We start from the raw sequence: 12,799 nt of genomic DNA on the forward strand, positions 1-12,799 counted from the left end.
GTCACCACCCGAATTCAGGCGACCGCCATTGAAGGTGATGTCATTGCTGGCCGAGAGTGACGCCGCACCACTCGCCGTGATCGTGCCGACCGAGCCAAGCTGGCCCTGATTGCCGCCATTGACCAGATAATCGTTCAGCGTCGCGCTGTTGATGATCGAGCCGTTCTGCGCCACCAGGCTCACCGAGCCGCCCGCCAGCGTGCCCGTATTAGTGATGTCGCCATTGCGCGCCAGAATGCTCAGGCTGTTGCTGCCCGAAATCGTGCCGCTGTTCGTGACGCTCGAGCCCGCAAGCGACACGTCTTTCGCCGCAATCGTGCCGCCCGTCAGCGCGACATTGCCCGGGGCCAGATAGAGCTTCGGCGCCAGCACCGTCGCACCATTCACCTGCACCGGCACATACCAGACGATGTTCTGCGTCAGGGATGCTTTCTGCTCATCGCTCAGCGCCTGACCGAAAGTCAGCCCAAGGCGCTGCGCCTGATCCGCTCCGTTCGTGACCAGTGCCTGCATCTGAGAGGATGCGTTAACAAACGTGCCGCCCAGGAAGGTCTGGCCCGTCGCGGAAACAATCTGCTGCTGCACATATTGCTGGTCAAAATAGGAATCACCCAGGAACGTATAATCCGACGGTGTCTTGCCCAGACGATCCACAAGATATTGCGAGCCGTGATATCTGTTTGCGTGTCGTTTTTAAATTCGATCTGCTTCTTCAGAAGTGCGCTCTACGAAAATTTTCATGCAACTCTCTTGCTTCGGCTCATATACATCTACTCAAAGCAAGACGCGCCGCTACGCCTATCTCTTCCGCGCTGCTATCGGCGGGGATAACTACATTATCCTCTTCAGAAATACCATCCAAAGACCAGGCCTCCAATTTATTATGAAACCATGGTTTTATTTTCATATTTTCACTACTCTTTACTACATCACAATTTTTCATATTTTTGAACATGGCTCTTTTTGTCTTATAGCCAAATTTTTCCATGGTTTCCGTTACCCACTTTCTATAACGCTCCTCCGTCAGGATATAATTATGGAGGGGTGCATCGTATTCAACGTCAGGGTGGACTACGACATCATTGCGAGGCGCTGGAAGCACAAACCTGCTGGCGCCAAGGGCAGACAATATTTCCAATCCAAAATCTATATTATTTACCTCTGGAGAAAGATAAATATTTTCTCCTGAATAATCATACTGGAATATTCTATATCCAGAGTGCGTTTTTAAATTTATGAATTTCTCATTCATTTTTATATTTGCCCAATACCGTCTCTCAACAATGCTCATTTTAATTTCCATACTGTTAGGTTAATTCCTTTTTGAGCAGCATAGTCATACGCTCGCTTGATCTGCTCCATCTGCGCTGCACCAGTGTCGTACGGAATGGCTAAATACAGCTCCCGGCTTTTTACATCCTCCAGAGGGACCGGCGTCCCCTTTGAAGTCCCCCCCCTTGAAGGCGAACAAGCTATCTATATTTTTTTGACATCATAATAAACTCTATGTCCCTTTCGAGGGCTTCGCCTACCTCACGCTAGTTAACGTGACAGCAGCGCCATAGGCACTTCGGCAGAATGTTTTATAATGCAGACTTATTATTAAAGTAATCTATTATTTCAGAGCACACTTTTTTAGAAGCTAATTCCTGGTCATCATCGTCGATCGTATAAATAATTCGCTCTATTTGATTTTCAATTTTACTAAGGAACTGAGCGCAATGCCGATTTTCGTACGAATATATGATATCCTCCGTCAACCTTATCTTTGCTTGCACAAATAGTAAATCAACACCTCCTTTTATATATGATCGACACACATCAAGGAGACTGGATATTTCTCTATTATACTCTTCCATCAATTCACCTTTAAAACGCTTATTATAATTTTACCTGCATTTTCGATGACCACCTCCACGTCGCCAGACAAAAACTTTACTCTCTCAGAGCCCTTTTGGAAATTGGGGGTATATTGCTTTGCACCGGGTATGAAAGGTGATTCACCCTTGGGATGTGGACACCTCAAGCCCGAGCACGCATGGCCGCTCTATCCTGCAAGACGAAGCGCTACCCATCTGATCTGACCGACGAAGAGTGGGGACAGATTGCGCCTCTGATGCCGCCTGCGAGCCCGCGAGGGCGCAAGCGGAGCGTCGATTTTCGGGAGATACTCAACGCCCTGCGCTATCTGGTGCGCTCAGGCTGCGGGTGGGAGATGCTTCCTGTTCATTTCGGCCCCTGGCAGACAGTCTACTGGTGGTTTCGCCGTCTGATGCGCCGGTTCTTGTTCCGTACGATCCATGACGTCTGCACGATGCTCGATCGTGAAGCTGAAGGGCGTGAAGCGAGCCTGACGGGCGGTGTGATCGACAGTCAAAGTATCAAGGCGCCGCACGCAAAGACGCGAGGCTATGACGCAGGCAAGAAGATCGTCGGGCGCAAGCGGCATATCGCCGTCGATACCGACGGCCGCCTGCTGATGGTGGGCCTGACGCCCGCGGATATTTCCGACAGCGCCGGCGGCCAGATGATCCTGGACGCGATCCGCAAGCGCTGGCCGTGGGTGAAGCACCTGTTCGCCGACGGTGCCTACGACCGGGCGATGCTCATGGACAAGGCAGCATTCCAGAACTTCAGCGTCGAGGTCATCCGACGCTCGGACGGCGCGAAAGGCTTCGAGGTTCTGCTCCGCCGCTGGGTCGTCGAGCGGAACTTCGGCTGGATGACCCGCTGGCGACGTCTCGTGCGGGATTACGAGCAGCGCGTCGATGTCTCCGAGGCCATGATCCACATCGCCATGGGCAGCCTCATGCTACGCAGAAACGCCCACCCGGGAATTTCCAAAAAGGCTCTCAGATCCTATAAATCTTTGTCAACGTGACCTAACCGCGAATTTCGTAGAAATTTACTATCGGCCCATAATTACTTTCATCATCTATATAATTAACGACGAAATTTCGGTCTGGGAATGTTTTTTTCAAGGATAAATCCCAAGAAAATGCAATTATTTTACCAATATCTTTAGCAATATCATCATCTACACGAATTTTGTTTCCATCAAATAATTCAAATATATAAATTTGGTTAAAACTTTCTTCGTCGAATTTTTTATTTTTACTGTCTTCCATTCCTTTTTTTGCAGCTTCTGGACTAATGGCAACTCGCGCAAATACATAATCGTTTAATAAGAAAAATTCAGGAAAAAGAACTTTAGAGAACACAATGCAGTCAGAAGGATTACAATTATAACTCATGTAAAAAACCAACGGAGATTCAGAATCATTTATGCAAGGACCAAGCCAATTGGTATATTTGATTGGATCTTTAACGTTGGGTATTGTGTCTATTTTTTTCAAGGTATTTCATCCACTCTTGCTTCTCTGGGCTTTGATCCTTTAGGCTTCTGCGCTCTAATGGAACCATCTGGCAGAGTATTCCTACCATATTCAAGCACATGCGGGGTTTCTACCCCGGCATGGGCTCTCCCTCTAACGTCAACTCTTTTCAAGATGACTCCGTCCTTATCATATGTCGCGTAAACAGTGATATTTCCTTGGTTATCCGCTCTATAAACAGTCCCGTTTTTGGGTCCGCCCTCCATTGGCACGTCACCTCGCCATTTGATTGCGTTTTCGAGCGGACCTCCTCGTAAATCTCTCTCGTTTCTAGGCTCTGGATAAGATGGTTTTCCCTCGTTGTTAGGCGGCGGAACGTCGTTTTCGTCGTCAGGTGGTGGGTTTTTTTCATCTCTATCGCCTGTATCCGGCTTACGCTCCCCAGACGTTCCACCACCTCTTTCGCCCTCTCCTTCGTGCCTAACACTTCCAAAAATATTACCTGCTTCGCCCTCATCTCTCGTGGCCTCCCTCATTTTTCTCAGGCGGGAAAGGGCTAAAAGAAGTTTTGGGTTGAAACCGTCAATGACCGTTGCTCCCGCAAAACCCAGAGTAAGTGCCGCCTCTTTTTTATCTCCATCCATGTACTGCTTGGCAGCTAGCCCAGTTCCAAATCCCGCACCAAGAATGGTCGGCAGGTTACTGCCACCAGTTAGAAGTGCGTTACCAACTTCAGAGGCCGTTATGCCGTAGCGGAAATCAAGGCCAGGAGCCATGTGATGCCGGAGGGCAGTAACTGTAAGAGTGTCATTGCCATGGTTGTCATTATAGGCGCTAATCTTCTGACCGTCTGTCCTTGTGCCACTCTGATCAGGGTCTGTGAGATCATAAGAGGCGAGCCCATGAGCATAGTGATGTTCGCCTGTCAGAGTTTGATCACCCGAGAGGCTGGATCCGACATTTCCGGATGACGTATTCGCGTTTCCGTCCTGGCCCCGTTTCGCTGCGACAGCAGAATTAGCCTGCGCTACTTTGGTATCCGCAATGCTTTTATGCACCGCAGCCGAAGCCTGATCTGCCTGATATTTGTCGTAAGCGGCGGCGCCGATTTCGACCGCGCTTTCTGCCAGCGTCTGGCCTGCAGTCTGGATCTGAAGCGTTGTGTTCAGCTTCTTTGCGTCGAAATCATTGTCCAGATGCCCGTTCGCGCCTGCAAGATCGGTGCTGTAATGCCCCGACGTGCTGCCACTTTGCACATCGATAGTGCCCGTGATGACCGATTGCGTGACGCTGCTCTCGCTGTGGTCTTCATGACCCACAGCAAACGTGCTGGTCTTGAGCACATCTTCCGGCGCTTCGCCCTTCGAATACCCGCCGCCCGCCGAGACGCTCGTGCCGCTCCAGCGCGAGATGTTGTCCAGGCTCTCCGCCGTCAGGCTGCCTGTGCTGAAATGATTGCGCGCCGCTTCTGCCGTGCTGCTGATTACGCCACCGGTCAGATGTGTGTTGCCGGACACCTCGACATCAAGACCATCGTCACCCGCGTAAAGGCCCGACTGGTCCTTTCCGGTCGAACGGTATTCGTCCGTGATCGACGTGTGCGCCATGCTCGCGCCACCGCCTACATGCGCACCGGGTGTCAGGGGAACTGCAATGCTCGCCCCGGCAGAGGTCGAATGGCTTTCGTAATGCGCCGTATCCTGCGGGCTCCTGATAACCAGATTACCCGTCTGCACACCGATATGACCGCCAGAGACCACCGCGCCATCAAGCGTCGTCGTGCCGGGCGTGGTCAGTGTGACACTGTTCGTGCCAGTCACTGTCGTCACAACATGAGTCGTGCTGTCAGACTGGCTGTGCTGCGTCGAACCACCCGCTGACGCCGACACGCTGGCACCCGTGCCTGTCATGCCGACACTGGCACGCACCCCGACCGAGACGCCAAAGGAACTGCTCGACCCTTCCGTCTCGCTTTTCTCGACGCCCGATTGCAGCGTGATGTCCTTGCTGGCTGCCAGCACCACATCTCTGCCCGACAACTGACCCGCCGTGACACTGATCGAACCGTTCTGCGCATCCGCAGCATTGTCACCACGCGCCACCATGGCAAGCGTGCCACCTGCGCTGGCAGACGAGCCCTGCAGCGTCGTCTGGCTTTGCTGCGATGCCGTCTTGCTGGTCGAGAAACCGACACTCGCCTGCACGCCGATGATGTCGTTCTTCCACGCACCGCTCGGATAGGCCCCTGCCTCACCCACCGCCGTCTGAAGGCCGCCAAGCACCCCGAGCACACCGTTTTCCTGCTTCGAGGCCGCAAGCGCGCCATTGACCGCCTGCCCAACCATAGAGCCCGGCGAGAGCCCGATACTGGCGCCGATACTTTTTTCCTTATGCGCCGTGCTCTGGGTCTGGCTGTTCTCCTTGGCCAATAGCGAGATGGACGAGCCCGACAGCGTCAGGTCATTCGCCGCCGACAATGCCGATCCGTCGATCGTGAGTGCCTTGCCCGCATTGAGCGCAACACTGCCGCCCAGAGAGGCCAGAACCGACGGAGTCCAGACCGTGCTCGAGGACGATGATTTGTCGTCGCGCATGCCATAGCCCAGCGTCCCCTGCGCGCCCTGGCTGCTCAGCGAGATCCCTGCCACGTGATGCGAGGCACTCGCCTCACTCTGCGTCTTCGTGGCATCCAGAGTCAGATTGCCCCCCGCAGAAAGCGAGACATCGCCCTGCGCGCCTATCAGACCCTTGAGGCTCATATCTCCGCCGGACAGACCCGTCAGCGTGCCACCAGACGTCACGTTCGAGCCGCGCTCGATCGACAGGCTCCCCTTGTCGGTGAAGCTGCTATGCGTCAGGAAGCCCGACTTGCTGCCAGAGATGTCATGGCTTGTGCTGTCCGTGACAGACCCAAGATCGAGCGATTTCGCCGCAGACAGCACCATATTGCCCGTGCTGTCGATCGTCGCCCCCGCCGATTTCAGATCGCCCCCAAGGGCCGCCAGAACCGCATTCCCGCCCGCACTGATGGAAGACGTATAATTCTGCGTCTGGCTGAACGCGCTGCTGACATTGGCGCCCTTCACCGCCGTGGCCTGACGCACCGTCGCAGCCCCAAGCGTCAGGCTGTTGCCCGCCAGCATCGACAGATCGCCTCCCGAACTCAGGCGACCGCCATTGAAGGTGATGTCATTACTGGCCGAGAGCGACGCCGCCCCACTCGCCGTGATCGTGCCGACCGAGCCAAGCTGGCCCTGATTGCCGCCATTGACCAGATAATCGTTCAGCGTCGCGCTGTTGATGATCGAGCCGTTCTGCGCCACCAGGCTCACCGAGCCGCCTGCCAGCGTGCCCGTATTGGTAATGTCGCCATTGCGCGCCAGAATGCTCAGGCTGTTGCTGCCCGAGATCGTTCCGCTATTCGTGACGCTCGATCCCGCAAGCGACACGTCTTTCGCCGCAATCGTGCCACCGCTCAGCGCTACATTGCCTGGGGCCAGATAGAGCTTCGGCGCCAGTACCGTCGCACCATTCACCTGCACCGGCACATACCAGACGATATTCTGCGTCAGGGATGCTTTCTGCTCATCGCTCAGCGCCTGACCGAAAGTCAGCCCAAGGCGCTGCGCCTGATCCGCTCCGTTCGTGACCAGTGCCTGCATCTGAGAGGATGCGTTAACAAACGTGCCGCCCAGGAAGGTCTGGCCCGTCGCAGAAACAATCTGCTGCTGCACATATTGCTGGTCGAAATAGGAATCACCCAGAAACGTATAATCCGACGGTGTCTTGCCCAGACGATCCACAAGATATTGCGAACCATGAAACGCCGTCAGGCTCGTATAGGCCGGGTTCGTCTCGACCAGATAATGCGCCTGGGGCGACGGGTTGGGCACATAGAGCGCGCTGCCTGCCGGAATGGAGGTAATCACCTGCATGACCGACGGATCGGCGCTGTTCAGAAAGCCCGGAAGACGCAAATTCTGCGCTGCATCCGCTGCCGTCTGGACGCCTTCCTGCGGAAGCACACCTCCACCAGCAAGAGAGGGCGCCGACCCACCGGATGATGGACGACCGCCGGAAAGCCCGTTGCCGCCCTGACCCGGCTGGAGCCCTCCGGGTGTGATGCTGCCCCCTGTTTCGGGTCGTCCCCCCGCCAGTCCATTACCCTGACCTGGCGCAGTCAGCGATCCACCACCGTTGTGCTCAAGATCGGTGTTACCACCGCCAGCGAGAGCACCCGTATCGAACGCACCAAGCCCGTCATGCCCTGACTGGGCTGTCGCCTGTTGCCCGGAGCCAGTCAAGAACCCGCCATCTAGCCCAGTGCCCGATATGCCTCCCTGCGCCCCGGCGCCGCCAGAAATGCCCGTATCGATATTCCCTGTCGGGCGATCGGCACCGGGCAATGTCAGGGCACCGCCACCTACGGCATGACCGTTCATGCCAGGCGCCGTCACACCACCCGGCGTACCACCCTGGTATTGCGAGGCGGCGGCAAGCTGTGCGGCGGTCGCATGCTGGATAATCGTGCTGTTATTGATCTGCCCTGCAAAATCGCCGATCAGGCTGTTGGCGGCCACGATCGTGCCAGACAACCCGTTTGAGCGGCTGCTGCCCCAGATCTGGCTTGGCCAGGGCCAGCCACCACCCGATCCAACCTGCCAGCCACCAGGAAACCAAGGATTGGCCGCCTCACCGGGGGGCATGTACCAACGGCAGGAATTTCCGTTATAGCAGGTCAGCGTATAGGTAACGCTCGTGTCGTACCCGACATTGTTCAGCGAGCCACCCTTGAGCGACATGTTGTTGCCAGCAGCCAGATGGCTGGCATCATTGGTAATGGCGCCACTGGTCGTGACGATCAGATCATGCCCTGCTGAAATGACGGAGGGTGCGTTCGAGGCTGTGGCCAGAGACCCGACGCCGGTTACGACAACCTTCGAGGCGGCAGTGCCACCATAAAGCGCAGCGAGCACGTAGCCCGATCCCGGTTTGCCATCCGGCGTCAGCAAACCGTCAGGAGTCTGGATAGCCAGGATCTTCTGACCCCAGTAATACTGCCCCGTATTGCCAAGATTCGAGGGTGTCGGCGGGTTTGCCAAAGCCTGATCGTAGGTCTGGCTATAAACAACCTGACCCTGCTGGTAGGTGACACCGCCAATGATATCATTGGTCAGGGACCGCGCGCTGATGACCACGTCGCCCTGAGCGCTTCCGGTCAGAATCTGGCCAGAACTGTTCGTGATGTCCCCGGCAAACTGGCCCGACCTGCCTCCAATCGTCAGATCGCCTGCATCGGACAGGATAGCCCCCTGACGGTTGGTCAGATTTCCATCCAGCGCGATCTGCACGCCCTGCGTACCGCTGATCAGCCCTGTATTGGTCAGATTTCCGGGTGTCGAGAGAGACAGGGCAGCGCCTGCGATAAGAGCGCCGTTATTGGCAATATCAGGCGCTATGGCGGTGATCCCGCCACCCGCAATGACGCCAGCCCCGGCATTGATGTGCCAGCCGGAATCCAGCGTGAGGCGTGCGTCGCCTCCGGCAGAGAACAAAAAGCTCCCGACATCCTGTGCCGTGGAGAAATCGAGGTTACGCGTGGCCTGGACCACGCTGGTTCCCGTGAGCGCGCTGGTATAGAGCGTCAGATCCCGTCCGGCCTGAAGCGTACCCCCGGTGAGATCGAGCTGGCGCATACGTGCGCCCTGCCCGGCAGTGAGGGACAGGTCGCCTCCTTGCGTCAGGATCGTGCCCTGAGAGCTCTCAACCTGCTGCGCAGCAACAGCAAGGTCCGACCCGGCCTGCAGGCGCCCCCCGTTATTGATCAGGTCGTCAAGCGCATGGCCTGCCCCATCTCTGGCGATGGACAGCGCGCCACCGACAGCAAGAACCTGGCCCGCATCATTTGACAGACGACCGGTCTGAAGCGTGATGTCGCGCCCCGCCTGCAACAGGCCATTGTCATTGGCGATAGATCCGGCCGCGATGCGGACCGATCCGTCCGTGCCGATAATGCGCCCGCTCTGATCGTTGCGCAGGGACGAGGCCGTGAGTGACACCAGCCCCTGACCGGAGCCAATCTGCCCGCCGCGATTATCAGTGTTGGCCGTATTCAGCGTTACATCGGCCAGACCATAAATCAGGCCGTTATTCGTAAGGTCTCCAGGCAATGACAGTGAGAGCGCGCCGCCCGAAAGCATGAGATTGCTGTTGGTGAGCCGTGCTGCGTTCAGCGTCAGCTGGTCTCCACGGGCGGTGATTTCGCCTGCATTATCGAGCGCACCCTGCAAAACAAGTGTTGCATTGCCATTGGCAACGATCCCGGCCTGAGCCGCATTCTCCAGAGAGCTGGCCCGCACCGACAGCAGACTCCGGGACGATTCGGTCTGGATCACGCCTCGATTGATCAGGGCAGCACCGCTTGTGAGGGCAAGATTACCCTGCGTGCTGGCCATGATGCCGTGCTGGTCACTCGAGACGCTGCCAGCCTGCACTGTCAGGTCACCCACCGAGGCGATCTTTCCTGCGTTAGTGAACTCGTTGGTCACTGTCAGCCCCATGGACTGACCACTTGTGACCTGACTGTTTTCTCCCCCTTGATAGGAACCCGCATCGAGCGTGACCGCTCCTGTCGCCTGGATGGCGCCATTCGTATTGGTCACGCTACCGTTGCCTGACCCACGAAGAGCCAGATCGCCCGCCTGAGCCAGTATCTGACCATTGTCATTGGCAAGGTCGGTAAAGCCGATACTGACAGGCCCGTTACCCTGAATAATCCCCTGGGTATTGGTCACACTGTCGATCGCATTGGCCACCCCGATAGACACAGAAGTCGATTTCGATAGGACAAGTCCCTGCGTGTTGTCGAATTGTGGCGCGGCCAGCACCACAGAGCCGTCCGCCTGAAGGACACCGCTTTTATTGGTTATGGCCGTACCGGTCAGCGTGAGCAGGCCGCCCTGCGCAATGATCCGTCCCGACCCGTTGATGATACGCGCAGCGTCAAGCGTGATATCACCGCTTGCCGTACCTATCTGCCCGCCAGTGTTGTCAAACTGACCAGCCATGCGCGCCACGACGCCTGCGTCAGCGTAAATCACCCCGCTATTTGTCGCGCCGTTCTGAACGGTGAGCCGGGTCTGGGCAACGCTTCCGAGAAAACCTGAATTCGCAGCGTCCTGCGCATTGAGCGTCAGCGCACCCTGACGCGAGACGAATGTCCCCGTATTGCCCAGGCTGCCTGTGATTGACGCACCAATGTCACGTTGCGCGGCAATCGTGCCGCTGTTCTGGAGGCCTGATGCCTCGAGCGTCAGGGTACTCAGATCGCCAGAGGCCTGGATGGCGCCCGCATTGGTAATGGCCTGGGCCGTCAGTGCGAGAGTCTGGCCTTTTGCCGAAATGACCGCAGGCGAGTCAGCACTTTGACCGGCGAGGTTGGTAATACTATGGGCTGCAAGGGCGAGGTTACCCCCGGCATCGATATGACCCGCATTGACGACATCGCCACTCAGGGACAGCCCCATATCGCCGCTGGAAGTCAGCATCGAGGTGATGGAACCAGTATAGGCGCCTGCACCAAGGCTCAGATTTCCGGCACTCTGGATGATCCCGTCCGTGTTATCGAGCGCACCATCACCAGAAAGCGCAAGATCCATCCCGCCTGCGGTGGTCAGGATCGTGCCATTGCTGTTTGTCAGGGAATTCGCCTTGAGCGACAGCATTGAAGACGCTTGCAGGGTCGAGGCATCGTTCACAACTGCCGTACTCGGCATGCCCTGTCTGCCTGCAATATCGAGTGCGCCGTCACGGGTCAGGATCTGCCCGCCTGCCCGATTGGTCAAATTGGCAGTCTCAATGGTCTGGCCCGTCTGGCCCTGCAGAATGCCGCCCTCATTAAGAAGCGTGTCCGTCCTAATCTGCAGGTCTTTGCGGGTCGAAAGAATGGTTCCACCCACATTCGTCAGACTACCGGTATCAATCGAAACCGTGCCTGTATCGGCCCCAATCTGGCCCTCACCACGATTTGCCAAAGTGCCGGCGGCCAATGTAACGCCCTGCGCTCCATAGAAGGTGCCCTCATTGAGCACTGAACTGGAAAGCTGCAGCGACAGCAGATCCGACGCTGCCATAGTCCCGCCGTTTTGCAGCGACGACGCATTGAGGGTGAGACTGCCGTCGAGGGCACTCAGCTTGCCGGTGTTAATCGCGACATCGCTGACCGAGACAGTGACGTCTCCATTACCGAGGATATTCCCGGTATTCGTCAGCCCCGCCGTAACAATCGTGAGTGTCTTTCCGGCTGCCGAGCTCTGTATGATACCGCTATTGGAAAGTGCATCTGCGCTATGCGCATTAGTCGTGAGCGTCAGATCGCCATTTTTCGCAGCAATCAAGGCTCCCGCGCCATTGATCAACCGGTCAACCGTCAGAACAAGGTCGGCACCGCTGGAGATGATGCCCTGATTATCGAGATCGCCTGAGACCGATAGCGCCATACCGCCATTCCCGAGTAGGGAACTGCTGGCGTCAGACTCATAATGCTGTGTGGCGAGGGAGAGTACGCCGGTCGCACCGATCGTACCCCCCTGGTTGAGTACGGTAGAAAGGGGGTCCTTTCCGTTGTGCAGGATAAGATCCGACCCCAGGGAGAGCACAGCCCCGCCATCACGATTATCGAGGGAACTGATGGTGGCCGTAACCTTGTCCTGCCCCTGTATGGTGCCAGCGCGGTTATCGACATCTCCCGAAATCAGGGACACGCTGCCCTTTGGAGAGATAATTTTGCCCTGGGTATTGGCAACAGACCCGGCAGAGACAGAAACCGCGCCACTCCCCGAACCGATCTGGCCGTCACTGTTATCGAGCGTGCCACCCGCCCTGATCGTCGTACCCGTCGCGCCATAAAGCGTACCGCTATTGCGCAGGGCATCCTGAACGGACACGCTCAGCAAGCCGTTTTGCCCACCGATCTGACCGGTTGAGGACAGCGCTCCCGCCGTCAGTGACAGATCCCCCTTGCCTGCCAGCAGCGACCCACCGACCGACGCCAATCCGTCCATGCGCAAGGTCAAGCTGTCGGCAGACTGCACAAGGCCAGACCCGGCATAGCTCGCGCCATTCAGAGAAACGGCACCCGCATTCAGCGTGCCGAGCTGACCGTTATTGGTCAGACCTGCGCCCTGCGCCGTGATCAACAGGCCGTCAGTCGTCGCAACGATCTGGCCATTCGCACCGTTACCCAGTCCGCCCTGCGCGCTAAGCCTCATACCTTGCGCCGACAGGATCTGGCCATCATTCTGAACAGTACCCGAAGCGGTGAGGTCGAGCGTGGCATCCGACGCTACAGACGCCCCCTGTGCGGCGTTATATCGTGCCAGCGTCGCTGTCAGAGGCCCGGACGCATATAGGACACCCGACCCGTTATTCGTCAGCGTCTGCCCCGAGACAGACAAGGCGCCGCC

General features: G+C 56.9%; 6 protein-coding genes. 1 reads left to right on the forward strand and 5 read right to left on the reverse strand.

The genetic code is table 11. The features are described 5' to 3' along the window. The 3 genes from AA105894_RS10950 to AA105894_RS15975 form a co-directional block, all read right to left on the reverse strand. A partial coding sequence (locus AA105894_RS10950) for a hypothetical protein (RefSeq protein ID WP_267311744.1) occupies nucleotides 1–654 on the reverse strand: 654 nt, incomplete at its 3' end. A gap of 106 nt (nucleotides 655–760) precedes the next feature. Then, nucleotides 761–1,291: a contact-dependent growth inhibition system immunity protein gene (locus AA105894_RS10955; protein ID WP_267311745.1), complete on the reverse strand. Its 531-nt coding sequence runs from the start codon at nucleotides 1,289–1,291 to the stop codon at nucleotides 761–763. Further along, nucleotides 1,288–1,476, reverse strand: a complete 189-nt coding sequence (locus tag AA105894_RS15975) for an endonuclease toxin domain-containing protein (RefSeq protein WP_373316768.1) — start codon at nucleotides 1,474–1,476, stop codon at nucleotides 1,288–1,290. Before AA105894_RS15975 ends, AA105894_RS10955 begins: the two co-directional genes overlap by 4 nt. Nucleotides 1,477–2,011: 535 nt before the next feature. On the opposite strand from AA105894_RS15975, the gene AA105894_RS10960 reads away from it, so the two are divergent. Next, the gene (locus tag AA105894_RS10960; RefSeq protein ID WP_267311746.1) at nucleotides 2,012–2,881 is read left to right on the forward strand and encodes an IS5 family transposase; all 870 of its coding nucleotides are present in this window, start codon (nucleotides 2,012–2,014) and stop codon (nucleotides 2,879–2,881) included. Between the two features lies 1 nt (nucleotide 2,882). Here AA105894_RS10960 and AA105894_RS10965 read toward each other — a convergent pair whose 3' ends face one another. Both AA105894_RS10965 and AA105894_RS10970 read right to left on the reverse strand, forming a co-directional pair. Further along, a complete protein-coding gene (locus AA105894_RS10965) occupies nucleotides 2,883–3,356 on the reverse strand; it encodes a hypothetical protein (RefSeq protein ID WP_267311747.1) in 474 nt (157 codons plus the stop codon). Beyond that, nucleotides 3,353–12,790, reverse strand: coding sequence for a hemagglutinin repeat-containing protein (locus tag AA105894_RS10970; protein WP_267311748.1), 9,438 nt, complete (start codon nucleotides 12,788–12,790; stop codon nucleotides 3,353–3,355). Before AA105894_RS10970 ends, AA105894_RS10965 begins: the two co-directional genes overlap by 4 nt. Nucleotides 12,791–12,799: the final 9 nt, after the last annotated feature.

Source organism: Asaia spathodeae NBRC 105894, from assembly GCF_025994195.1.
GTDB classification, from domain to species: domain Bacteria; phylum Pseudomonadota; class Alphaproteobacteria; order Acetobacterales; family Acetobacteraceae; genus Asaia; species Asaia siamensis.

What these genes read in the sequence shown, in the direction of transcription:
- AA105894_RS10955 (WP_267311745.1), bottom strand. Translation starts at nt 1,291, where the DNA reads ATGAGCATTGTTGAGAGACGGTATTGGGCAAATATAAAAATGAATGAG.
- AA105894_RS10960 (WP_267311746.1), top strand. Translation starts at nt 2,012, where the DNA reads ATGTGGACACCTCAAGCCCGAGCACGCATGGCCGCTCTATCCTGCAAG.